This is a genomic window from Streptomyces sp. col6 (assembly GCF_008042035.1).
Classification (GTDB): Bacteria; Actinomycetota; Actinomycetes; order Streptomycetales; family Streptomycetaceae; genus Streptomyces.
Map to the genome: position 1 here is coordinate 1 of NZ_RDBL01000007.1, position 22,899 is coordinate 22,899.

Genomic DNA, 22,899 nt, shown 5'->3' on the forward strand with positions numbered 1-22,899 from the left:
GAGGAGGGGCGGGGGGCGGCCTGGGCGCTCTGCGCACCGGCGGCGGCCATGACGACGACGCTGCCGAGTGCGGCGGTGAGCAGGGGCTTCGTAAGAAGATTCGATCGCATGTCGTTACCTTGCGGGCCAGTTGCCACCCGTCGCCTGAGTAGTCGTACTCATTCCACGGACCGGATCGACTCGGCAATGACTTCCGAGGCCGCCCGCCGTGGCACGGTCGCGCTCACCGAGCGATGAGTTCGAGCCGTGCCAGGGGTCCTACAGGACAGATGCCGTGATGCGGGTGAAGGAGACTCCCATGAGCAACGATGTCTGGCCGATGGTGCACGCGGAGCGTGCGGCGCTGATCGATGACCTCGCGCGGCTCGATGACGGGCAATGGGCGCAGCCGTCGCTCTGTGTGGGATGGACCGTGCATGACGTGGCCGGCCATCTGGTCGACACCGCTCGGACGACACGGCTCGGTTTCATCGTCGGCCTGGTCAGGGAGCGGTTCGACTTCGACCGTCAGAACGCACGCGGGGTGGAGCGGCAGCGGGGTGACTCGCCGCAGGAGACGTTGCGGAGGCTTCGCCAGGTGGCGTTGCGGACCTCGACGCCCCCGGCGCCCTTGGACAGCCGGCTCGTCGAGGAGGTGGTGCACGGCGAGGACATCCGCCGGCCGTTGGGGCTCACTCGCGCCTACCCTCCGGAGGCTGTCACCCGCGCCCTGCGCCTGCAGCTCCGTACTCCCGCGTCGTTCGGCGGAGCCAAGGAGCTGACAGCCCGTGTCCGGCTCACGGCGACGGACGCCGACCTGTCCGTGGGGAACGGTCCGGAAGTCGGAGGACCCGCGCTCTCCCTTCTGCTGGCCGTCTCCGGGCGACAGACGGCACTGGAGGAGCTGGACGGGCCGGGAGCCGACGCGCTCGTGACGCCGCGTCGGTGACGCCGGAGTCCAGGTCGTGGGACTCACCGTGCTCGGCCGCGCTGTCGGTGGCCGCCCCTACGCTTGCCTCATGGCCACGAACCGCACCAAGGTGCCCCGCCCCTTGGCCCGTCAGCTCTTCGTCGAGGCCGGCCACCGGTGCGCCCTACCGACGTGCCGCGCGACTCCTCTGGAGATCGCGCACATCGTGCCCTGGCACCGTGTCAGGAAGCACGAATTCCACAACATGATCGTCCTGTGCCCCAACTGCCATACCCGCTTCGACCGCGGAGACATCGACCGGCAGGCCATGTTGCGGTACAAGGACCTGCTCCGCCTCTCGGACCCCAACCGCGTGGCGCCCGACGACCCTTCTCCACGAGCCGGTCTCCTGCGGGCGTACCGGCTGTTCCAGAGCGACATGACCACATGGCACACGTCCATTGCCGAGCTGGTCATGGCGGTCACGCTCTCCAGCTACGGCTTTCCCACCGGGAATCTGGAGTCGTGCCGCACAGCGGCGTCCCTCGCCCGCGCGGCCACCGACAAGCTGAGCGATCTGGGCGACGAGGGTGTCACCGAGGCGGCGAACTACGTCTTCGACTGGTCCCTGAAGTGGGCACACGACGTGTTCGACCTGGAGGAGTCCGCCTTCAACAGGACCAGGGAGGAAACCGGCGCCTGGGCTCGGGAGAGGCTCATGGGCTTCGTCATGCTCCATGAGGAGATCTGCGCGGCGCTGGACCTGGGGCCCAGGGAGCTGGACTTCTTCGAGACCGAGAGGTCCGGCCAGAACCTTCCCGACGTCCCCCTGGGCACCCGCGGGCTCTGGGACGCCGACGCGGAGGCGTAGCCGGTCGAGGAGGCCGGCGGCGAGGGCCGGTCCGCCGAGGCTCCGCGGGGCAACCTTCCGCAGATGCCGGTGGTCCTGTACTGCATGAGAATCTCATTCCTCATCCACAACGCGTACGCGATCGGAGGGACGATCACCACCACCTTCAACTTGGCCCGAGCGCTGGCCGATCGGCACGATGTGGAGATCATCTCCGCGCTCCGGAACCGGGAGCGGCCGAGTCTCGCGCTCGATCCACGGGTGCGGCTGCGGCCCCTGGTGGATCTGCGGCACGAGAAGGACGACCCGCGCCACCTGACGCCGGCGAAGATCTTTCCCTCGGCCGAGTATCGCTACGCGGAGTACAGCGCGCTGACCGATGAGCGCATCGGCCGAGCGCTGGCGTCGCTCGACAGCGATGTCGTCGTGGGGACCCGCCCGGGGCTCAACGTCCACCTGGCTCTGCACGCGTCGGCCCGGACGGTGCGGGTCGGGCAGGAGCACCTCACGCTCGACCACCACTCGCCCCGGTTACGCAAGGCGCTCCGCCGGGCCTATCCGCGGCTGGACGCGATCACCCCGGTCACGGAGGCCGACACCGCCGTCTACCGGCGCAAGATGCGACTGCCGGGCGTACGGGTGCAGGCGCTGCCCAACAGCGTTCCCGCCCCGGCCCTCGCGCCGGCGGACGGCCGCGGGCGCATCGTAGTGGCCGCCGGGCGGCTGGCGACCATGAAGCGGTTCGACCTGCTGATCGAAGCCTTCGCGGCGGTCGCGGCCGCGTACCCCGACTGGCAGTTGCGCATCTACGGCAGGGGCGAGGAGCGGGAGCGGCTGCGCGCGCTCATCGACCGGCTCGGGCTCTACAACAACGTCTTCCTGATGGGCGCGGTGACTCCGATGGAAGCCGAGTGGGTCAAGGGATCGATCGGGGCGGTGACCTCCGACTACGAACCCTTCGGCATGACCATCGTGGAAGCGATGCGCTGCGGGCTGCCCGTCGTGAGCACGGACTGTGCGTACGGCCCCGGCGAGATCATCACCGACGGGGAGGACGGCCGGCTGGTTCCCGTCGGGGACCGGGACGCACTGGCAGGCGCCCTGCTGGACCTCGTGGGCGACGACGAGCTGCGCCGGCGCATGGGTCACACCGCCCTCGAGAACTCCCGGCGCTACGGCCCCGCCCCCGTCGTCGCCCGGGCGGAGCAGCTGTTCGAGGAACTGCTGGCCGCCCGGAGTGAGGGCCGAGCACCGGCCGGGACCGGCCGCGCCCTGGCGAGCAGCGGTTTCGCGGCCAGGGACACCATGCTCATCGCGGCCGGCAGTGTCGTGAGGGCCGCACGGAAGGCGCGACGATGAGCGGCAGCACGGGCGACGGCACGAACGGGCCGGCGGAGCAGCCCCGGGGTGCGGTGACGGTCCAGGAGGACGGGCGTCTGCTCGTACGCGTCCACGCGGCGCTGCCGGCCTCGGCGCAGCCGCGGTTACTGCTTCAGCTGCGTCCGAAGAAGGGGCAGCCGGAGCGGACCGGCCGCCATCTCGATCTGGAGCCCGCCGGGCCGGACCAGTGGCAGGCGGTACTGGAGGCGGCGCCGGCGCTTGAGGAGGGCCGCTGGGACGCCTACGTCGTGGGTGTTCCGGGCGAGGACCGTGTGCCGTTGCTGCCGGGCCTGCGTGATCTGCGCACGCTGGCGACCGGTCGGGGCGGCGATCGTCGGGCCACGCCCCTCGCGGTCCGGGTCCCGTATGCCACCAAGGACGGCCGGCTCGCCGTTCGGGCCTGGCGGCGCACCGCGCACGCGGAGGCCGGCCGGATCACCGTCGAGGGTGACTCGATGACCGTGACGGGGCGCTTGTTCGGCGCCCGGCCCGCGGAAGGCGCGGTGGCGTCGCTGCACAGGCGCGGGCAGGGCTCCGCCGTGCGGGAGTTCCCGCTCCGGGCGGAAGGGGAGCAGGACTTCTCGTTCACCGTCGGCTACACGGATCTCCTGGCGGAAGGCGAGGGGCCGGCGGTCGGGGAAGCGCCGGTGATCTGGAACGTCCACGTCCGGCCCGCCGCCGGAGCGCGGCGGGTCCGGGTCGCCCGCCTGCTGGACGACATCGCGGACCGGAAGGCCGTCTTCGTCTACCCGGCAACACTGCTCGGCGAAATGTCCGTGCGCCCGTACTACACCCTCGACAACGACTTCTCCGTGGAGGTCACGGCGCAGAGCCCACGGTGAACACGGGATGTCCGGGCGGTCCCGGCAGCCGGCCGGGACCAGGACCAACGACCGATGGCACACGGGTCCATGATCGCTAGGCTCGCTGCCATCCGCGCCCACGGACACGGCCGCTGAAGCGCGCCGGGCCCGCACCGATCATGAGGTGGAACCATGCCGGCTCACTCCGCAGCTCACATCCGCATCGCCCGGCCCTCGCGCGACCTGGCCGTGGCCGAACGGTTCTGGGTCTCCGGCCTCGGCCTCGACGTCCTGTATCAGCATGCGGCGGACGGGACGCCCGGCCGGAGTTCGCTTCTCATGGTCGGCTGGCCCGACGCCGGCTGGCACCTGGAACTCGTGCACGACCCCGCCGCTGCCCTGGAGCCGCGGCCGACCGCCGAGGACCTGCTGGTCGTCTATCTCGGCGAACCGGTGCCCGACGCCCTCGTGGAGCGGCTCGAACAGCACGGCGGGAAGCGCGTGCCCGCCCATAATCCGTACTGGGACACCTGGGGCGTGACGGTGCGGGACCCCGACGGCTATCTGCTGGTCCTGTCCACTCGCACCTGGTCCAACTCGTAGGCCCCTCCCCCTCGCCGTGCTTCCGGCTGTGGAGGGGCGGGGTCAGTGCGCCCCGGCGCCCTCGTGCACCGGCGCCGTGCTGCCGCGTTCGATGAGCCGGGGCAACGGCATCCGCACGGTGCGGGCCTGCCCGCCGTCGAGCAGTGTGGTGAGCTCCCGCGCCGCGAGCCGGCCGAAGGCGACCGGGTCCCGGGAGAGCGCGGTGAGCCACGGAGCGGTCAGCCTGCACAGTGCGGAGTCCTCCCAGGACACCACCGACACATCGCCCGGGACCCGCACATCCAGGCCGGACGCCACGGCCACCCCGGCCGCCGCCATCACGTCGTTGTCGTAGATCAGAGCGGTCGGCGGGTCGTCCCGCTCCAGGACCCGGCGGGTGACCGCGGCGCCCTCGGTGTCGGAGTAGTCCGTGGTCACCGAGTGCGCCCCGGTCAGGCCGCGCCGGTCGGCCTCCTGACGCAGGGAACGGATGCGGCGGTCCGTGTGCGCGAGTGAGGGCAGGCCGGCGATGTGCACGATGCGCCGGTGACCCAGCTCGTACAACCGGTCCACGATGGCCGCCATCGCGCCCGCGTCGTCGGCGCGGACCTGGGAGAGGCCGGGGTGCGGGCCGGTGTCGGTGCCGGGGAGAGCGCCGATGACGACGCCGGGCAGGCCGAGTTCGTCGAGGAGCGCCACGCGGGGGTCGTCGGTGCGCGGGTCCACGACGAGCACGCCGTCGACGCGGTGTTCGGCCCACCAGCGGCGATAGACCCCGCACTCTGCCACCGCGTCGTCCACCACCTGGAAGAGCAGGCCGAGCTGACGCTCCGACAGCACTTCCTGGATGCCGGAGATCAGCTGGAGGAAGAAGGAGTCCACGCCGAGGTTGGCCGCCGGGCGCGCCACGACGAGGCCCACGGTGGCCGAGCCCTCGCCGGACAGGGCGCGGGCGGCCGTGCTCGGGCGCCAGCCCAGCTGTTCCGCGACGCGCCGCACCCGGGCGCGGGTGACCTCGGAGACGCCCGGACGGTCGTTGAGCGCGAAGGAGACGGCGCTCTCCGAGACACCGGCCCGCTGGGCGATGTCCTTCATGGTCGGCCGCTTGGGTGCCACCCGTGCCTCACTTCCTGCGTCGCATGGGGTGCTGACGGACCGTCGGTTCCACTCGCCCCCGGGGGCATCGTAGAGCTTCCCCGACTCTCTGGTCGAGCGAGGAGGCCGGGACAACTAAAGCGCTTGAGCTGAACCCATCTAAAGCGCATTAGTAAGCGCGTGTCAATAGAGGCTTACAAGGCTTTGACCTGCACTGATTGGCGGGCTGAAAATTATCTTCCGGTGAATGTATTGACTTTGCGCCCGGGTGCATTGCAGGGTCTGTCGGGCGAACGCGGCCCGCCGGGTCAGGGACCAGGGCCGCCGTCCGCCCGCCTGGTCCGAGCAAAGGAGCCGTTCACCGTGCGCATCTCCCGCAGAGCAGTCGCCACTGCCGCCGTCCTCGCCACCGTCCTGCCGCTGAGCGCATGCGGCGGCGGAACCGGCTCGGACTCGTCCGACGCCTCGGGCAAGGTCGAGGGGAAGATCACCTTCCAGACCTGGAACCTCCAGGCGAACTTCAAGGACTACTTCAACGGCGTGATCGCGGACTTCGAGAAGAAGTACCCGGGCACCGAGGTCAAGTGGGTCGACCGCCCCGGCGAGGGCTACGCGGACAAGATCAGCGCGGACGCGGCCGGCGGCACCCTGCCCGACGTCGTCAACGTCTCCCCCGACCTGGTGGCCCCGCTGGCCAAGGCCGGCATCGCGCTCGACCTCGACAAGGCGGCGTCGAAGTACCGCAAGGAGTACCTGGACGGCGCCTGGAAGAGCCACCAGATACCCGGCACGCAGGGCACGTACGCGTTCCCCTGGTACCTCAACACCGGCCCGATGTTCTACAACAAGCGCCTGTTCAAGGACGCCGGACTCGACCCGCAGAAACCGCCGGCCACCTACGACGAGGTCTTCGCGGACGGTCTGGAGCTGGCGGAGAAGAGCCACGGCAAGGTCGCCACCCTCGCGAACGTACCGACCATCGAGGACTTCGGCCGCTATGGCGGACAGCTGATGAACAAGGAGGGCACGGGCTTCGCCTTCAACGACGCGAAGGGCGTCGAACTCCTCACCCACTACAAGAAGCTGTACGACGCCAAGGCACTCGACTCGCAGGCGCTGACCGCGACCCCGGAGTCCTCCGGCCACAAGTTCCTCACCGAGTCCGTGGCGATGAACCCGGGCAGCGCGCTGGACCTGGCCAACTTCAAGAAGCAGGCCCCGAGCCTCTACAAGAACATCGGGATCACCGACCAGGTCAGCAACACCGGCAAGGCCAACATGTACGTCATGGGCGTCATGGTGAACGCGCAGACCAAGCGCAAGCCCGCCGCCGTGGCCTTCGCCCACTACGTGACCGACGCGACCCGGCAGATGGAGTTCGCCAAGCAGGTCGCCATCTTCCCGAGCACCGCCGGCTCGCTCGACGACCCTTACTTCACCAAGGAGGACGGCACGGACGTGACCCGGGTCCGGGTCGCCGCGGCGAAGTCCCTGAAGACGGCCGTCAACTACACCCCGGTGCTGTTCAGCGAGCAGATGAAGACCGAGCTGCGCAACCAGATCGCCAAGGCGCTCCAGGGAAAGCAGAGCCCGAAGGAAGCTCTTGACAACGCTGTCAAGGCCTGTGACCGGCTGTTGCAGCAGAGCTGAGCCCCTCGTGAACTCCCCCGCCACCCCCGCCCCCGCCGTCGCGGCGGCCCGGAGCACGTACAGCACGCTGTTGCGCAGGCCGGATCCGCCGTCACCTCCCCCTCAGTCCCTGGCTGTTCGCCGCGCCCGGTCTGATCGTGGTCGGCGCCTTCAGCCTCTACCCGTTCTTCAGCACGCTGGTGAACTCCTTCACCGACCGGCGCACGCTGGTCCCCGGCTCGTACGTCGGCGTGGCGAACTTCCGGGAGCTGCTGCACGACGAGATGTTCTGGACCGGCCTGCGCAACAGCGTGCTGTACGTCGTCGGCGTCGTCCCCGCGCTCGTCATCCTGCCGCTGCTGCTGGCGATGCTCGTCCAGCGGCACATCCCCGGCATCACCTTCTTCCGGTCGGCCTTCTACACCCCCGTCGTCGCGTCCATCGTGGTCGTCGGCCTGATCTGGGTGTGGATGCTGGACGACCGCGGGCTGGTCAACGCGGTCCTGGAGGCCGTCGGCATCGGCAAGGTCGGCTTCCTGAGCGACCAGTGGCTGCTGCTGGGCAGCGCGATGACGGTCACGGTCTGGAAGGGCCTCGGCTACTACATGATCATCTACCTGGCCGCCCTCGCGAACGTACCGAGGGAGCTGCACGAGGCCGCTTCCGTGGACGGTGCCGGAGTCGTACGCCGCTTCTTCACGGTCACCGTGCCCGCCATCCGCTCCACGATGGTGCTGGTCGCGGCCCTCTCCTCGGTCTCCGCCTTCAAGGTGTTCTCCGAGGTCTATCTGATGGCCGGTCCGTCCGGCGGACCGGCCGGCGAGGACACCACGCTGGTGATGCTCGTCCAGCGGGTCGGCACCGGGCTGAGCGGGCGGGTCGGTTACGCCTCCGCCATCTCGGTCGTCATCTTCGTCGTCACCGTCGGCCTGATGCTCCTGGTGCTGCGCGCCGACCGCAAGGAGGACGCGTGAGCTTCCTGAAGACCACCGACGCCGAGGGCCGACGCGTCGCCCTCTGGCAACTCGTGCTGCGGTACGTGCTGCTGCTGGCGGTCCTCGCGCTGACCGTCGGGCCGTTCCTGTGGCAGCTGTCGACCTCGCTGAAGGGCCCGGACGAGGACATCTTCAGCTCCCCGCCGAAGTTCTTCCCCAGCGATCCGACGCTGGACAACTACAGCCGGGTCGCCGACACGATCCCGGTCTGGGACTACGCGCTGAACTCCCTCAAGGTGGCCTCCGCCAACGTGGTCACCAACTGCGTCGGCTCGGCGCTCGCCGGGTACGCCCTGGCGAGGCTCCGTTACCGGGGGCGCAGGGCCGCGACGCTGGCGTTCATCCTCGCCATGCTCGTCCCCGTGGAGGGCATCATCATCGCCCAGTTCACCACCATGCGGGACCTGGGGCTGAACAACACCCTGCTCGGTGTGCTGCTGCCGGGGTCGGTCGGCGCGATGAACGTGCTGCTGATGCGCAACGCGTTCCTGAACCTCCCCGTGGAGATCGAGGAGGCGGCGTTCGTGGACGGGGCCAACGTCTGGCAGCGCTTCCTGCGGATCGCGCTGCCCTCCGTCAAGGGCACCCTCGCCGTCGTCGCGATCTTCGCCTTCATGGGCTCGTGGGACGACTTCCTGTGGCCGCTGATCGTCCTCAGCGATCCGGAGAACTTCACCCTGACCATCGGCCTGAACTACCTGCACGGCACCTTCGCCAACGACGAACGGCTCGTCGCGGCGGGCACGATCATCGCCGTGCTCCCGCTCATCATCCTCTTCGCCGGGCTCCAGCGCTTCTTCTTCCGGGGCGTCGGCGAAGGCGCCGTCAAGGGCTGACCCGGCCGCCCCCTCGCACCACTAGAACCAGGACTCCTGTTCCGTATGAGCACCTCCCCCGTGCGTTTCGGCGCCAACTACACGCCCAGCCAGGGCTGGTTCCACCACTGGCTGGACTTCGACCTCGACGCCGTGCGCGCCGACCTGGACTCGATCGCCGGCCTCGGGCTCGACCACATCCGGGTCTTCCCGCTCTGGCCGCTCTTCCAGCCCAACCGCACCCTGATCCGCCCGCGCGCCGTCGAGCAGCTCGTCCAGCTCGCCGACGCCGCCGCCGAACGCGGCCTCGACGTCAACGTGGACGGGCTCCAGGGCCACCTGTCGAGCTTCGACTTCCTGCCCGCCTGGACGGGTACGTGGCACCGCCGCAACCTCTTCACCGACCCGGACGTCCTCTCCGGGCAGGCCGACTACCTGCGCACCCTGGCCGCCGCCCTCGCCGACCGGCCGCACTTCATCGGGATAACCCTCGGGAACGAGATCAACCAGTTCTCCGGCGACCCGCACCCCGACCCGGACCGCATCACGCCCGAGCAGGCGGGGGCCTGGCTGACGCGGATGCTGGAGGCCTGCGAGGAGGGGGCGCCCGGGAAGCTCCACCTGCACGCGGAGTACGACGCCGCCTGGTACCAGGACGACCATGCCTTCACCCCGGCGCAGGCCGCACGCCAGGGCGCCGTCACCGCCGTGCACTCCTGGGTCTTCAACGGCACCGCCCAGCGCCACGGCCGGACCGGCACCGCCACCGAGCACCACGCCGCCTACCTCATCGAACTCTCCAAGGCCTGGGCGCTCGACCCGCACCGGCCGGTCTGGCTCCAGGAGGTCGGCGCGCCCGCCCCGCTGATCCCCGCCGAACACGCCGCCGCGTTCACCGAGGCGACCGTGGCCAACGCCCTGGACTGCGAGGACGTGTGGGGCGTCACCTGGTGGTGCTCCCACGACGTGTCGCGCTCGCTGGCCGACTTCCCGGAGCTGGAGTACAGCCTCGGGCTGCTGACCAACGACCGCCAGGTCAAGCCGGCGGGCCGGGCCATCGCCCGGATCGTCGAGGAGCAGCGTGCCCGTACGCACCGGCCCGCCCCCCGGACCACGGCCCTCGTTGTCGACACGGGAGACGACGAGACGGCGCCCCGCCGTTCCGTCTGCGCCCCGGGCGGCGCGGTCTTCGAGGCGTTCGCCCGGCTCACCGCAGACGGCGTCCGCCCCACCACCGTCCTCGCGAGCAAGGCCTGCGACCCGGGCCACCTGGCCGCCCGGGGCATCACGAAGGTCGTCACTCCCGAAGAGGTCCGCTGACCTCGCACCACCCCGCACCGCACCGGAATCGAACCGCGCACGATACGGAGCACACCATGACCCAGCCCCAGCGCCCCTCCTCCGGCCCCGGTCGCCGCACCGTGGTCCTCGCCGGAGCCGGAACCGCCGCCGCCCTGCTGACCCCCGGCCTCACCACGACCGCCCACGCCGCCCCTGGCGCCCCTCGGCCCTGCGCCTCGTACTGGTTCCCCGACTCGCTGCCCGCCGGCGCCTCCGGCGACGGCATCACCTGGCGCAGCCTGAAGGCATGGCGCCCGGAGACCGACCCGGACCTGCCGTTCAACACCGCGTCCGTGCCGCTCGCCGACCGCTTCACCCCGGTCCCGGCCAACACGACGGCCCGATCCGGCCAGGCGCGGATCACCTCCCTGGTGGCCTTCGGCAACACCGCGGGCAACCCGTCCCAGGGCTCGGCCACCGCCGACTATTACGCCCTGAACCACTGGGCCTACATCGACGAGCTGGTCTTCTGGGGCGGTTCGGCCGGCGAGGGCCTGATCCTGGCGCCGAACGCCCCGGTCGTGGACGCGGCCCACCGGCACGGCGTGCCCGTCCTCGGCACCGTGTTCCTGCCGCCCGTGCACCACGGCGGCGACCTGCGGTGGACCCGCGACCTCGTGCAGCGCGATACGGCCGGGCGCTTCCCGCTGGCCGCAAAGCTGGTGGAGGCGGCCGTCGCGCACGGCTTCGACGGCTGGTTCCTCAACGCCGAGACCGAGGGCGGTGACGCCGCACTGGGCGCCGAGATGCTCGCCTTCGTCACCGACCTGCGGGCCCGCAGCGACGCGGCGGGGCTGCGCATCACCTGGTACGACGCGATGACCGTCCGCGGCGAGGTCGGCTGGCAGGGCGCGCTCAACGCCGAGAACACCGCGCTGTTCGAGGAGGCGGACTCGATGCTCGTCGACTTCCGCTGGACGCCCGGGACGCTCGCCGCCTCCGCCGAGCACGCCGAGTCCGTCGGGCGCAGCCGCTACGACCTGTGGGCGGGCGTCGATGTCGAGTCCACGGGCTGGAACGCCTCCGTCGACTGGGACGCGATCATTCCGGCCGACCGCCCGCACACGGTCGGGTACGGCTTCTACCGGCCGGAGTGGACCCGTAACCATCTTCCGGAGGACCGGACCCCCGCTCAGTTCCACGCCGCCGACCAGCGGTTCTGGACCGGGCAGTCCCTGGACCCGGCCCGCCCGGACCATACCGGCCCCTGGCGCGCACCCGCCACGGCGGTGGCCGACCGCTCGACCGTGGACCGGCTGCCCTTCGCCACCACCTTCAACACCGGCCACGGCCTGCGCTGGTACGAGAACGGCCGGGTCGCCTCGGACGCGGAGTGGAACCACCTCGGGGTCCAGGACCGGCTGCCGGGCCGCCGCTGGGTCGTCCGCACCGAGGGCCGGCGCCCGTCCGTGGGCTTCGACTTCGCGGACGCCTGGCGCGGGGGCAGCAGCCTCCTGGCCGCCGGGGACCTGGACGCCCCCGTCACTGTCGAACTCCACCGCACCCGGCTGCCGCTGTCCCGGCGTACGGTCGTGGAACTGACCCACCGCACCGACACGGGCTCCGGCCCGGTCACCGTCGAGCTGGCCGTCGCCCTGCACGAGCCGGACCGGCCGGGCGACCCGGTCGCGTACACCTACGTACCGGCGGGCGAACTGCGGGCGGGCGGCACCGGCTGGACCACCTCCACGCTGCGGCTGAACTCCCTCTCCGGTAAGGCCGGGACGGTCCACGCGCTCGGGGTGCGCCTCACCGCGGCCGGTCCGGTGCGCTGGCGGCTCGGTGCCCTGGCCGTACGGGACCGGGCCGAGACCACCGCGGCTCCGACGGGGCTGCGTGTCACCGGGGCGTCCCGGGGCACCGACGGCACGGACCTGCGGCTGCGCTGGCACCGGGCGCCCGGCGCACCGCGCCACTACGAGCTGCACCGCGTGCTGCCCGACGGCTCCCGGCACTTCCTGGGCGCCACCGCCTCCACCGCGTTCTTCGTGCCCGGCCTGCGCCGGGAACCGGGCGAGAACACCGCTCGTTTCCAGGTCAGGGCCGTGGGCGAGCTGTACACGACCTCCGGCGCCGCCTCCACCGCGCACCGCTGGTAACCACCCCCCACCCGACCCACCACTCACAACGGAGTCCCCCTCATGCACGACGACCGCAGCCTGGTCGAAGCCCGTCTCAAGCGCGTCCTGGACGAGCGCATCCGCCCCGCCGTCTACCCGGAGTCCGTCCCCCTGGACGTCGCCGTGTGGAACGCGCCGGGCGAGCCCGTCCCCGTCGCCGAGGGCCTGGCCGGGCCCACCGAGCCGATCGCGGTCGGCGACCGCTGGGGCGCTCCGTGGGGCACGTCCTGGTTCAAGGTCTCCGGCACGGTGCCGGCCGCGTGGGCGGGCCGGACCGTGGAGGCGCTGCTCGACCTCGGCTTCGACGAGAACATGCCGGGCTTCCAGTGCGAGGGCCTCGTCTACCGTCCCGACGGCACCCCGGTGAAGGGCCTCAACCCGCGCAACCAGTGGGTGCGGGTGGGCGCCCCGGTGGCGGGCGGCGAGGAGGTGCTGCTGCACATCGAGGCGGCGTCCAACCCGGTGATCCTCGACTACCACCCCTTCCTGCCGACCCAGCTGGGTGACAAGGAGACCGCCGGCAGCGAGCCGCAGTACACACTGGCCCGGATGGACCTCGCCGTCTTCGACGAGGACGTCTGGAACCTGGTCCAGGACCTGGAGGTGCTGGGCGAGCTGATGCAGGAGCTGCCCGTGGAGGGCGCCCGCCGCTGGGACGTCCTGCGCGCCGTCGGCCGCGCGCTGGACGCGGTCGACCTCCAGGACGTCGGCGGGACGGCCGCCGCGGCCCGCGCGGAGCTGGCCGGGGTCCTCGCGACGCCCGCCGCGCCCTCCGCCCACCGCATCAGCGCGGTCGGCCACGCCCACATCGACTCCGCCTGGCTGTGGCCGCTGCGCGAGACGGTCCGCAAGGTGGCCCGTACGACGTCCAACATGACCGCCCTCCTGGAGGACGAGCCGGACTTCGTCTTCGCGATGTCGCAGGCCCAGCAGTTCGCGTGGATCAAGGAGCACCGCCCCGAGGTCTACGCGAAGGTCAAGGCAGCCGTCGCGGAGGGCCGGTTCGTGCCGTCCGGCGGCATGTGGGTCGAGTCCGACACGAACATGCCGGGCTCCGAGGCCATGGCCCGCCAGTTCGTGCACGGCAAGCGGTTCTTCCTCGACGAGTTCGGCATCGAGAACGACGAGGCGTGGCTGCCCGACACCTTCGGATTCGCAGCCGGGCTGCCCCAGATCATCAAGGCGGCGGGCTCCAAGTGGCTGCTCACGCAGAAGATCTCCTGGAGCCAGACCAACAAGTTCCCGCACCACACCTTCAACTGGGAGGGCATCGACGGCACCCGGATCTTCACGCACTTCCCGCCCGTCGACACGTACAACTGCTCGATGAAGGGCAGCGAGATCGCCCACGCGGCGACGAACTTCAAGGACAAGGGCGTCGCCCAGCACTCGCTGGCGCCGACCGGCTGGGGCGACGGAGGCGGTGGCACCACCCGCGAGATGATCGCCAAGGCGGCCCGGCTGCGGAGCCTGGAGGGCTCGGCGACGGTGACGTGGGAGACCCCCGCGGACTTCTTCACCAAGGCCGAGGCCGAGTACACCAACCCTCCGGTCTGGGTCGGCGAGCTCTACCTGGAGCTGCACCGCGCGACGCTCACCAGCCAGGCGAAGACCAAGCAGGGCAACCGCCGCAGCGAGCACCTGCTCCGCGAGGCCGAGCTGTGGGCCACCACCGCCGCCGTACGGACCGGCTTCGCCTACCCGTACGAGCAGTTGGACCGGATCTGGAAGACGGTGCTGCTGCACCAGTTCCACGACATCCTGCCCGGCTCGTCGATCGCCTGGGTGCACCGTGAGGCCGAGAAGACGTACGCGGCCCTCGCCGAGGAGCTGACCGGCATCATCGACGCCGCGCAGCGCGCTCTCGCCGGTGACCCGGCCGGCGGCCTGGCCCTCGTGTTCAACGCCGCGCCGCACACCCGCGGCGGCGTCCCCGCCGGAGCGGCGGCCACCGCGCCGACGCCCGGGACCACCCGGTCCACCCCGCGCGAGGGCGGCGGCCATGTGCTCGACAACGGCCTGCTCCGGGTGGAGATCGACGGCCGCGGCCTGGTCGTCTCCGCGTACGACATCGCCGCGGACCGCGAGACCGTGGCGCCGGGCGCCGCCGCGAACCTGCTCCAGATCCACCCCGACTTCCCGAACATGTGGGACGCGTGGGACGTCGACGCGTTCTACCGCAACACCGTCACCGACCTGACCGGCCTGGACGAACTGACCCCGGTGACGGACGGCGTGCGGATCGTCCGCAGCTTCGGCGACTCGAAGGTGACCCAGGTCCTCACGCTGGAGCCGGACGCCAAGCGCCTCGACATCGACACCGAGGTCGACTGGCACGAGACGGAGAAGTTCCTCAAGGCCGCGTTCCCGCTGGACGTGCACGCCGAGCGGTACGCCTCCGAGACGCAGTTCGGGCACTTCTACCGGCCGACGCACACCAACACCAGCTGGGAGGCGGCCAAGTTCGAGGCGTGCAACCACCGCTTCGTCCACCTGGAGGAGCCGGGCTGGGGCGTCGCTCTCGTCAACGACTCGACGTACGGTCACGATGTGACGCGCACCGTCCGGGACGCGGACGCGGGGACGACCACCACCGTCCGGGTCTCGCTGCTGCGCGCCCCGCGCTTCCCCGACCCGGAGACCGACCAGGGCGTGCACCGCTTCCGTCACGCCCTCGCGCCCGGCGCGGCGATCGGCGACGCGGTCCGCGAGGGCTTCCGCGTGAACCTGCCGGAGCGCCGGCTCACCGGTGAGCGCGAGGTCGAACCGCTGGTGGGCGTGGACAACGACGCGGTCGTGATCAGCGCGGTCAAGCTGGCGGACGACGGGAGCGGCGATCTCGTCGTACGGCTCTACGAGTCCACGGGCGGCCGGGCGAAGGTGACCCTGGCGACCGGCTTCCGGGCCGTCGGCGTCGTGGCGACGGACCTGCTGGAGCGCCCGCTGGCCGAGGCGCCGGTCCCGGAGAGCGACGGCGACGGCGTGCGGTTGTCGCTGCGTCCCTTCGAGCTGGTGACGCTGCGCCTGGCGCGCGGCTGAGCCCTCGGGAGCAGCCCGCACCGGCGAGGCGGCGTGTCCCGGCCCCGGGGCACGCCGTTTCGCCGACTCGGGACTGCGTCAGCCGGGGAAGGAGAAGTAGAGCGCGTCGCTGTAGAAGGACGCGAAGTGCTTCTGCCAGTCGGCGCGGACCGAGGCCAGCCAGTCGTCGTTCCGTCCGGCGACAGCCGCCTCGGCGTTGGCGACGGCGTCGGGGATGTCCTCGGACACCAGAAGCCGCACACTTTCTGCCGGGTCGTCACCCGTCATCGAGACGATCTCCCCCGTCTCCAGAACGACGTACCGCGCCCGCTGCTTCTCCAGGTGGGCGGAGGTCCTGGCCACGCATTCGGCGAACTCCGCGTCGTCCTCCAGGCCCTTGCCGACCGCGAGCAGGAGGTCGTGAAGCAGGGACGCCCCGTCGGCATAGTTCGCGCCGATACCGATCGGAGGATTCCAGATCATGGACGGGACGATCGTCGTGCCGCGCCCCGCCAGCAGCTTGTGCGCGAGCGGGATGTCCCAGTTGTGCTCCGATATGCATCGGATCTTCTTGGGCAGCTCCGCATCGTTGGGCAGCGAGTCCGCGGAGTAGAGATAGGAACGGTTTGCCATGGTCACGAAGCTAGCACCGGGCACTGACAACACCGGCCTCGCCGAACCCGGTTGCCTGGCCGCCCGAGCTGCGGTGGAATCCGGTGGGCCGCGGACCGGCGGTCCACGGCCTGTGGGGAGCGGCTGATGAATGGGACAACTGCGCTGGACGGCGTGCTGCACCGGGCGTACGCGGTCCGGGCGGGCCCGGTGCACGGGTCCGAGGCGGACGGCGAGATCCGGGTGGACTTCGCCGATCCGGCGGAGTGGGCCGCGTTCAGGGCGGCCGTGGCGGTGGAATCGCTGCCCGGCTTCGACTGCATGTGCGGCGGAGATGTCCGCTTCGAGATGCTCGACCGGCGGGGTGAGCGGCTCGCAGTCGTCTTCCTGCACCACGGGGAGACGTTGAGGTGGGAACAGTGGGACGGCGACGCCGTCCTCCGCGACGGCCGCCTGCTTCTGGACTGGCTGGCCGGGCACGGCATGACCGGGCCTCTGCGCGAGTTCGAAGCCGATCGGCAGCGGGCGGCGGAACGATCCGAAGAGGAGCGCGGCTGGCTCGCCGCCATGCCCGCCGGTCTCGAAGAGAGCGCCGACCGGATCCTCGCCCTCTCCCGCACCGGCGGCAGGCCCTCCCCCGAACTGCTCTCGGAACTGACGGACCGCCTGCGGTCGGCGTTCCCCGACCCGGTGCAGCGGGTGCTGGCCCTGCTCGACTGGTACGGCTCCGGCAGCGGACGCTGCTCCGGATACCCCGTCCATGAGGGTGTGCCCGGCGAACTGCTCGGCAGCGTGGCCATCGCCGACCTGCTCGCCGCGCTGGCCGACCCGCGCGCCGGGGAGCGGCACGACTCCGGGGCCGTGCGGCATCTGGTCGGCTGGAAGACCCGCCCCGATCAGAAGCGCGACGTCGCCGGCCTCCCCGAGCCACTGCGCGCCAGGCTGCTGGCGCTCGCCCGCCGCTCCGGGGACACGGACAAGCGAGGCCGCGCGGAACGGTGGTTGGCACCCTCGCGGGCGTGAGCCCCACAGCGCTCGGCGTGGCAGGCGGCCGGCGTTGCCGCATGGGCCGAGCCGGGCCCGAGCAGGTTTGGTGCGGCGTACCAATTTGGCACACCGCACCAAATCATGTCACCATGGAGGCATGACGCAGCCGGCCCGCCGACCTCAGCGGCGTAATCAAGTGCTCTCCCGGGAGCAGATCCTCGACGCCGCGGTCGACATCCTGGACACGGGCGGCGAAGGGGCGCTGACCGTGCGGGCGCTCAGCGAGCGCCTGTCCACCGGCTCCGGCGCGATCGCGTATCACGTGGGAAAGCGGGACGACCTCCTGGACGCGGCGACGGAGACGGTGGTGACGGCGGCCCTCGCCGCGACGCCCCCGCCCGACGCGCCCTCGCCGTCCGGTGAGGTCAGGACCGTCGCTCTGGCCCTGTTCGACGCGATCACCGACCACCGGTGGCTCGCCACCCGGCTGACGCTGCAGATCGTCCGCAACCCGGTCGGCCCGGTGACGGTCGGCATCTTCGAGCGGATCGGGCAGCAGATGGGCGCGCTGGGCGTACCGCGGGAGCGCTGGTTCGACGCGGCCTCGGCGCTGGTGCACTACATCCTCGGGGCGGTCAGCCAGAACGCCCGTATCGAGGGGGACACTTCGGGGATCGACCCGGTGGCGGACCGCGGGGAGTTCTTCGAAGCCACCTCGGCCGCATGGCGGGAACTCGCACCAGCCCAGTACCCGTTCATGCACGCCATCGTCGACCAGATCAAGGACCACGACGACCGCGAGCAGTTCCTCACCGGCATCGCCGTCATCCTCGACGGCCTGTCCCGCCTGCGCTGATCCGCGACACCGGTCCGGCAGGCCCGAGCCGCGGTTCGCGGTGGTTCCGAGAAGGGAAATCTCCATGCACGACGTCGTCGTCGCGGGCGCGGGCCCGGTCGGTCTGTTCGTGGCCTGCGAGCTGGCACTGTCCGGCTGCTCCGTCCTCGTACTGGAGCGGGACCGGGATCCGCGCCCGCCCCTGAAGGCCCTGCCGCTCGGTTTGCGGGGCCTCAACGCCGGATCCGCCGAAACGTTTTACCGTCGCGGGCTGCTGGAGGCGACGATGCAGGCCTCCGGCGCCGAAGCACAGGAGGTCGGTGCGGACCCCGAAGCCGTCGAGGCCCCGGGTCCGCGTGCGCTGAGCCATTTCGCGGGCATGACACTCAACGCCGCCGATGTCGATACGGCCGCTCTCCCCTACCGGTTACCCAGCCCGGCGATGGAGGGATTCATGACGAGTCTGGACGCCGTCACCTCGGTGCTGACCGAGCGGGCCTCCGCACTCGGCGTGGAGATCGTCCGGGATGCTCCGGTCACGGCGGTGAGCCAGGACGACGAAGGCACCGTCATCACCGCGGGCGGCCGGCAGTACCGCTCGCGGTGGCTGGTGGGCTGCGACGGCGGCCGCAGCGCGGTACGCCGGCTGGCCGGCTTCGCGTTCGAGGGCACCGAGCCCTTGTTCACCGGCTACGTCGCCGAGGTCGTCCTCGCCGACCCCGATCAGCTGCCCATCGGCTTCCACCTGACCGACAGCGGCATGTACCTGCGCACCCCCTTCCCGGGACACCTGGGCCTGATGGACTTCGACGGCGGCACCTTCGACCGCTCCCAGCCGCTGACCCGCGAGCACCTGCAGGCGGTACTGCGCCGTGTCTCCGGTGTCGACGTCACGCTGGACGAGGTGCGCCTCGCCTCCAGTTTCACGGACCGCGCCATGCAGGCGACGACGTACCGCATGGGCCGTGTCCTGCTCGCCGGCGACGCGGCGCACATCCACTCGCCGCTCGGCGGGCAGGGGCTCAACCTCGGCGTGGGCGATGCCATGAACCTCGGCTGGAAGCTCGCCGCCACCGTTCGCGCCACCGCGCCGGACGGCCTGCTCGACACGTACACCACCGAGCGTCACCCCGTCGGCGCCGCCGTCCTCGACTGGTCCCGCGCCCAGGTGGCGACCATGAATCCGGGCCCGAACGCGCCCGCCCTGCGCAAGCTGGTCCACGACCTGATGCGGACCACGGACGGGACCACGCAGGTGTACCGGCAGACATCGGGCCTGTTCGCTCACTACGACCTGGGCGACGGCTCCACGCTCGTCGGCCGCAGCGCCCCGGACTTCCGCTTCGAGGACGGCACCCGTCTCGGCGACCTGCTGCACAACGGCCGGGGTGTGGCGCTCGACTTCACGGAGGGCCGGGCGCTGGACGGTACGGCACAGAGGTGGGCGGGCCGCATCGCGTACGCGGCCGGCCCGGTACGCAACAACCTCGGCTTCACCGCCCTGCTCATCCGCCCCGACGGCGTCGTCGCCTGGGACGCCGCGCACACCCCGGACCGCCACGCGTTCGAGCGGGCCGCCCACCAGTGGTTCGGCGCGCCGAGCCGGCTCACCACCGGTGCGCCCAGCCTCTGACCACCGGCGCACACCCCACCATCGAAGGGCGACAACCATGGACCATGTCATCCACACCCCCGCCGACTCCGAGGTGTCCGTTCCCGACGGCGTCGGGTGGGTGCGTACCTGGGGTGCCTCCCCGCAGGCTCCGGACGACTCCGTCAGCTCCATCGACGCCTTCGAGAACGCGACGCTGCGGCAGTTCGTACGCATCAGCGGCGGCGGTCGGCGCATACGCGTCCGCCTCAGCAACGAGTACGGCACCGAGCGGCTGGTCATCGGCGCCGCGCGCGTCGCCCTCGCGGACGACGACGGCGCGGACCGGGAGGGGAGCAGCCGGGCGGTCCTGTTCGGCGGCCGGCCGGCGGTCACCGTACCGGCGGGCGCACCCGTCCTCAGCGACCCCATCGATCTGCCGGTCGACGCGCTCGCCCGGCTGGCCCTCAGCCTCTACGTGCCCGGCCGCGTCGATACGGTCACCTGCCACGGCACCTTCCATGCCCTCGGCCTGCTCATCCCCGGCGACGCGACCGGGCTCGGCGCCCCGCCCGAGGAAGCCGCGCCCCTGCCCGCGCAGGGCTTCCTCACGGCTGTGGAGGCATGGCCGGGAACCCCGGCCGGGGCCGTCGTCGTGCTCGGCGACTCCCGGACCGACGGGATCGGATCGACCCCCGGAACCGACCGGCGCTGGACCGACCTGCTCGCGGGGCGGCTGCACGCACGCGGAGGCCGGACCCGGTGCGTGATCAATCAGGGCATCGGCGGCAACCGCCTGCTCAGCGACGGCGTCGGCACCGCCGCCCTCGCTCGCTTCGACCGCGATGTCCTCGCCACGCCGGGCCTGGGGCACGTGGTGGTCGCCGTCGGCAACGACCTCGTCTTCTCGTTCGCCCCGCGCACCGGGGAAACCGCCGGATTCCTCGCGATGTTCCCCGGCGAGCCCGTGGGCGTGGACGACATCATCGCCGCCCACCTCCAAGTGGCGGCGCGGGCCCGCGCCCACGGAGCGAGGGTCCACGCCGCGACCATCGCTCCCTACGGCGGTTCCGAGATGTACTCGCCCGAAGGCGACCAGGCGCGCGAGCAGGTCAACGAGTGGATCCGCACGAGCGGCGCCTTCGACGGGGTGCTCGACTTCGACGCCGTCTGGCGCGATCCCGCCGACCCCACCCGTATCCGCGCCGGCCTCCACATGGGCGACCATCTCCATGGCAACGACGCCGGCTACGCCGCCCTGGCGGAATCCGTCGACCTGTCCCTCTTCGACTGAGTACCTGCCGGTCAGAACGGCTTGGTGGGGAGGTACTTGCCGTCCAGGGTGATGACGGCGCGTTCACCGCCCTCGGGGTCGGCGACCTTCTTCACGTCGAGCCTGAAGTTGATCGCGGAGATGATTCCGTCGCCGAACTCTTCGTGGACCAGGGCCTTGAGGGTGGTGCCGTAGACCTGGAGCATTTCGTAGAAGCGGTACATCGTCGGGTCGGTCGGGATGCGGTTGGGCATGGAGCCTCGGACCGGGACGGTCCGGAGCAGGCGCACCGCGTCGTCGTCCAGGCCGAGGAGATCGGCCACCGGCTTGGCCGACGCCTCCGGCAGCGGGTGCTGGCCGAGGACGGCGGCGGTGGTGAAGGCGACCGACAGGCCCGAGGCCTCAGCGATCTGCTTCCAGGACAGGTTCCTGGCGATCTTGGCCTCCATGGCCCGGTCGGCCAGGGCCTCACGGGCGGTCTGCGTTGCCTGTGCGTGCAGCATGATCAGTCATGTCCTTTGCTTGAGTGCGCCGCTTCATGGGAGGGGTGGAACGAAGCGGGCGGGTCCGATGGGGGGGCCGGTCAGGCCGCGATGAGGTGACCCGTGGGGGTGACGTCCTCGACGCGGCCGGTGGGGATGTCGAAGACCCAGCCGTGGAGGGCAATCTCCTCCCGCGACAGGGCCCCGGCGACCGAGGGGTGGGTGGCCAGATTCGCCAGCTGTGCGAGCACGTTCTGCCGCACCAGGGCGGGTACGTCCCCGGCGGGGCCGGTACGGGCGAGGGCGGCGTCCGCGTGGCGCAGCCAGGTGGCGAGTGCCGGTGCGGTGGTGAGGTCGTGGCCTTCGGCGAGCGCGGTCATCGCACCGCATGCGGAGTGGCCGCAGACGACGATGTCCTTCACGCCCAGCGCGCCGACGGCGTATTCGATGCTCGCCGCGATGCCGTCCGCCCCGGGGGTGTGGGCGGGCACAAGGTTGCCGGCGGTGCGGATGACGAACAGCCCGCCCGGCCCGGTTCCCGTGATCAGCTCGGGCACGACGCGGGCGTCGGAACAGCCGATGAAGAGGGTGTGCGGTGCGTGGTGCGTGGCGAGGTGGGTGAAGAGGTCCCTCCGTGGTGGGAAGAGGTCCCGTTGGAAGCGGGCGACGCCCTCGGTGAGGTGCTGCATGGTCACTGCCTTCGTGTGGGAGGCCTGGGGTCTTGCTGAAATCCACCATGCATGAGCTGTGGCTATAGCGTCCAAGAGCTATCAGGGATAGAAGTTATTGGCCTTGTCTATAGTGGAGTGCATGGGTGCTCCTGAACTGCGTCACTTGCGCTACCTGCTCGCCGTGGCCGAGCACGGCAGCTTCACCCGCGCCGCCGAGGAGCTGCACATCTCCCAGCCCACCCTGTCCCAGCAGGTCAGACAGCTTGAGCGGACGGTGGGGGCGCAGCTGCTGGACCGCACCGGCCGCACGGTGGGGCTCACCGACGCCGGCGCCGTGTACGCCGATCACGCCCGGCGTGCGCTGCGCGATCTGGCCGCCGCCGAACGTGCCGTGCACGACGTACGGGATCTCTCCCGGGGTCATCTGCGCCTGGGCGTGACTCCGACTTTCACCGCGTACCTCGTCGGCCCGCTCACCGCCGAAGCCCACACCCGCCATCCGGGAGTCAGCCTCGCCGTGACCGAGGCGGCCCAGGACCGCGTCGAGGCGGCTCTCCTCGCGGACGACCTCGATCTCGGCATCGCCTTCGCCGGTACGCATCTCCCCGGGATCACCGCCACTGCGCTGTTCACCGAAACCCTCGGCCTCGTCGCCGCGGCACCGCGCACCCCGGACGCACCCGCACCCCTCCCCGTACGCGCGCTCGATGGCCGGCAACTGGCCCTGCTGAGCGGCGACTTCGCCACCCGGAGCCACATCGACGCCTACCTCACCCGCCATCGGGCCACCCCGCGCATCACCGTCGAGGCCAACTCCATCCAGGCCCTCACCGAAATCGTGCGGCGCACGGACCTGGCCACCGTCCTTCCCGACGCCATCACCCACGACCACCCCCACCTCACGCCCGTTCCCCTCGACCCGCCCCTGCCC

General features: G+C 71.4%; 20 protein-coding genes. 16 read left to right on the forward strand and 4 right to left on the reverse strand.

All coding sequences use genetic code 11. From position 1 onward, the window contains the following. Window positions 1-298: 298 nt before the first annotated feature. The 5 genes from EAO73_RS12110 (at window position 299) to EAO73_RS12130 (ending at window position 4,525) form a co-directional block, all read left to right on the forward strand. Window positions 299-928, forward strand: a complete 630-nt coding sequence (locus tag EAO73_RS12110) for a maleylpyruvate isomerase family mycothiol-dependent enzyme (protein ID WP_147971532.1) — start codon at window positions 299-301, stop codon at window positions 926-928. A gap of 70 nt (window positions 929-998) precedes the next feature. Next, complete coding sequence (locus tag EAO73_RS12115; RefSeq protein ID WP_147971533.1) at window positions 999-1,760, forward strand: HNH endonuclease; 762 nt, start codon at window positions 999-1,001, stop codon at window positions 1,758-1,760. Between the two features lie 84 nt (window positions 1,761-1,844). Then, window positions 1,845-3,098 (forward strand): glycosyltransferase family 4 protein, encoded by a 1,254-nt coding sequence (locus EAO73_RS12120; protein WP_147971534.1) that lies wholly within the window; start codon window positions 1,845-1,847, stop codon window positions 3,096-3,098. After that, window positions 3,095-3,961 (forward strand): hypothetical protein, encoded by an 867-nt coding sequence (locus tag EAO73_RS12125; RefSeq protein WP_147971535.1) that lies wholly within the window; start codon window positions 3,095-3,097, stop codon window positions 3,959-3,961. Before EAO73_RS12120 ends, EAO73_RS12125 begins: the two co-directional genes overlap by 4 nt. A gap of 153 nt (window positions 3,962-4,114) precedes the next feature. Further along, window positions 4,115-4,525, forward strand: coding sequence for a VOC family protein (locus tag EAO73_RS12130; RefSeq protein ID WP_147971536.1), 411 nt, complete (start codon window positions 4,115-4,117; stop codon window positions 4,523-4,525). A 42-nt stretch (window positions 4,526-4,567) separates the two neighbouring features. On the opposite strand, the gene EAO73_RS12135 is transcribed toward EAO73_RS12130, so the two are convergent. Continuing rightward, window positions 4,568-5,599, reverse strand: coding sequence for a LacI family DNA-binding transcriptional regulator (locus EAO73_RS12135; protein WP_147971574.1), 1,032 nt, complete (start codon window positions 5,597-5,599; stop codon window positions 4,568-4,570). Between the two features lie 363 nt (window positions 5,600-5,962). Between EAO73_RS12135 and EAO73_RS12140 the strand changes: the two genes are divergently transcribed. The 6 genes from EAO73_RS12140 (at window position 5,963) to EAO73_RS12165 (ending at window position 15,538) form a co-directional block, all read left to right on the forward strand. Then, window positions 5,963-7,249 carry an ABC transporter substrate-binding protein gene (locus EAO73_RS12140; RefSeq protein ID WP_147971537.1) on the forward strand — a complete coding sequence of 429 codons (1,287 nt, stop codon included), beginning with the start codon at window positions 5,963-5,965 and terminating at the stop codon, window positions 7,247-7,249. An 83-nt stretch (window positions 7,250-7,332) separates the two neighbouring features. After that, window positions 7,333-8,202: a carbohydrate ABC transporter permease gene (locus tag EAO73_RS12145; RefSeq protein ID WP_147971538.1), complete on the forward strand. Its 870-nt coding sequence runs from the start codon at window positions 7,333-7,335 to the stop codon at window positions 8,200-8,202. Next, window positions 8,199-9,059 carry a carbohydrate ABC transporter permease gene (locus EAO73_RS12150; protein WP_147971539.1) on the forward strand — a complete coding sequence of 287 codons (861 nt, stop codon included), beginning with the start codon at window positions 8,199-8,201 and terminating at the stop codon, window positions 9,057-9,059. The genes EAO73_RS12145 and EAO73_RS12150 overlap by 4 nt, the downstream gene beginning before the upstream one ends. Before the next feature lie 45 nt (window positions 9,060-9,104). Next, the gene (locus EAO73_RS12155; RefSeq protein WP_147971540.1) at window positions 9,105-10,358 is read left to right on the forward strand and encodes a glycoside hydrolase 5 family protein; all 1,254 of its coding nucleotides are present in this window, start codon (window positions 9,105-9,107) and stop codon (window positions 10,356-10,358) included. 56 nt (window positions 10,359-10,414) lie between these two features. Next, a complete protein-coding gene (locus tag EAO73_RS12160; protein WP_147971541.1) occupies window positions 10,415-12,478 on the forward strand; it encodes an endo-beta-N-acetylglucosaminidase in 2,064 nt (687 codons plus the stop codon). A 42-nt stretch (window positions 12,479-12,520) separates the two neighbouring features. Next, on the forward strand, window positions 12,521-15,538 hold the full coding sequence (locus EAO73_RS12165; protein WP_147971542.1) for an alpha-mannosidase: 3,018 nt from the start codon (window positions 12,521-12,523) through the stop codon (window positions 15,536-15,538). Window positions 15,539-15,616: 78 nt separating this feature from the next. Here the strand turns inward: EAO73_RS12165 and EAO73_RS12170 are convergent, their stop codons facing one another. Then, window positions 15,617-16,150 carry a hypothetical protein gene (locus EAO73_RS12170; protein ID WP_147971543.1) on the reverse strand — a complete coding sequence of 178 codons (534 nt, stop codon included), beginning with the start codon at window positions 16,148-16,150 and terminating at the stop codon, window positions 15,617-15,619. Between the two features lie 126 nt (window positions 16,151-16,276). Here EAO73_RS12170 and EAO73_RS12175 point away from each other — a divergent pair, with 126 nt between their 5' ends. The 4 genes from EAO73_RS12175 (at window position 16,277) to EAO73_RS12190 (ending at window position 20,836) form a co-directional block, all read left to right on the forward strand. Beyond that, window positions 16,277-17,152, forward strand: a complete 876-nt coding sequence (locus EAO73_RS12175; RefSeq protein ID WP_147971544.1) for a hypothetical protein — start codon at window positions 16,277-16,279, stop codon at window positions 17,150-17,152. Window positions 17,153-17,273: 121 nt separating this feature from the next. Further along, window positions 17,274-17,972: a TetR/AcrR family transcriptional regulator gene (locus EAO73_RS12180; protein WP_191134028.1), complete on the forward strand. Its 699-nt coding sequence runs from the start codon at window positions 17,274-17,276 to the stop codon at window positions 17,970-17,972. 64 nt (window positions 17,973-18,036) lie between these two features. Continuing rightward, entirely contained in the window at window positions 18,037-19,584 is a 1,548-nt protein-coding gene (locus tag EAO73_RS12185; RefSeq protein WP_147971545.1) for an FAD-dependent oxidoreductase, read from the forward strand. Window positions 19,585-19,621: 37 nt separating this feature from the next. Next, window positions 19,622-20,836 carry an SGNH/GDSL hydrolase family protein gene (locus EAO73_RS12190; protein ID WP_147971546.1) on the forward strand — a complete coding sequence of 405 codons (1,215 nt, stop codon included), beginning with the start codon at window positions 19,622-19,624 and terminating at the stop codon, window positions 20,834-20,836. 11 nt (window positions 20,837-20,847) lie between these two features. Here EAO73_RS12190 and cynS read toward each other — a convergent pair whose 3' ends face one another. Together cynS and EAO73_RS12200 are read right to left on the reverse strand one after the other, a co-directional pair. Further along, on the reverse strand, window positions 20,848-21,318 hold the full coding sequence (gene cynS, locus EAO73_RS12195) for a cyanase (RefSeq protein WP_147971547.1): 471 nt from the start codon (window positions 21,316-21,318) through the stop codon (window positions 20,848-20,850). A gap of 80 nt (window positions 21,319-21,398) precedes the next feature. Continuing rightward, on the reverse strand, window positions 21,399-21,986 hold the full coding sequence (locus tag EAO73_RS12200) for a carbonic anhydrase (RefSeq protein WP_147971548.1): 588 nt from the start codon (window positions 21,984-21,986) through the stop codon (window positions 21,399-21,401). 121 nt (window positions 21,987-22,107) lie between these two features. Between EAO73_RS12200 and cynR the strand changes: the two genes are divergently transcribed. Beyond that, window positions 22,108-22,899 (forward strand): transcriptional regulator CynR (cynR, locus tag EAO73_RS12205; RefSeq protein WP_191134029.1); only part of this gene is annotated, 792 nt, incomplete at its 3' end.

Excerpts from the sequence above, each read along its gene's own strand:
- EAO73_RS12110 (WP_147971532.1), top strand. The coding sequence starts at position 299 with ATGAGCAACGATGTCTGGCCGATGGTGCACGCGGAGCGTGCGGCGCTG.
- EAO73_RS12115 (WP_147971533.1), top strand. The coding sequence starts at position 999 with ATGGCCACGAACCGCACCAAGGTGCCCCGCCCCTTGGCCCGTCAGCTC.
- EAO73_RS12120 (WP_147971534.1), top strand. The coding sequence starts at position 1,845 with ATGAGAATCTCATTCCTCATCCACAACGCGTACGCGATCGGAGGGACG.
- EAO73_RS12125 (WP_147971535.1), top strand. The coding sequence starts at position 3,095 with ATGAGCGGCAGCACGGGCGACGGCACGAACGGGCCGGCGGAGCAGCCC.
- EAO73_RS12130 (WP_147971536.1), top strand. The coding sequence starts at position 4,115 with ATGCCGGCTCACTCCGCAGCTCACATCCGCATCGCCCGGCCCTCGCGC.
- EAO73_RS12135 (WP_147971574.1), bottom strand. The coding sequence starts at position 5,599 with ATGAAGGACATCGCCCAGCGGGCCGGTGTCTCGGAGAGCGCCGTCTCC.
- EAO73_RS12155 (WP_147971540.1), top strand. The coding sequence starts at position 9,105 with ATGAGCACCTCCCCCGTGCGTTTCGGCGCCAACTACACGCCCAGCCAG.
- EAO73_RS12160 (WP_147971541.1), top strand. The coding sequence starts at position 10,415 with ATGACCCAGCCCCAGCGCCCCTCCTCCGGCCCCGGTCGCCGCACCGTG.
- EAO73_RS12165 (WP_147971542.1), top strand. The coding sequence starts at position 12,521 with ATGCACGACGACCGCAGCCTGGTCGAAGCCCGTCTCAAGCGCGTCCTG.
- EAO73_RS12170 (WP_147971543.1), bottom strand. The coding sequence starts at position 16,150 with ATGGCAAACCGTTCCTATCTCTACTCCGCGGACTCGCTGCCCAACGAT.
- EAO73_RS12175 (WP_147971544.1), top strand. The coding sequence starts at position 16,277 with ATGAATGGGACAACTGCGCTGGACGGCGTGCTGCACCGGGCGTACGCG.
- EAO73_RS12180 (WP_191134028.1), top strand. The coding sequence starts at position 17,274 with ATGACGCAGCCGGCCCGCCGACCTCAGCGGCGTAATCAAGTGCTCTCC.
- EAO73_RS12185 (WP_147971545.1), top strand. The coding sequence starts at position 18,037 with ATGCACGACGTCGTCGTCGCGGGCGCGGGCCCGGTCGGTCTGTTCGTG.
- EAO73_RS12190 (WP_147971546.1), top strand. The coding sequence starts at position 19,622 with ATGGACCATGTCATCCACACCCCCGCCGACTCCGAGGTGTCCGTTCCC.
- cynS (WP_147971547.1), bottom strand. The coding sequence starts at position 21,318 with ATGCTGCACGCACAGGCAACGCAGACCGCCCGTGAGGCCCTGGCCGAC.
- EAO73_RS12200 (WP_147971548.1), bottom strand. The coding sequence starts at position 21,986 with ATGCAGCACCTCACCGAGGGCGTCGCCCGCTTCCAACGGGACCTCTTC.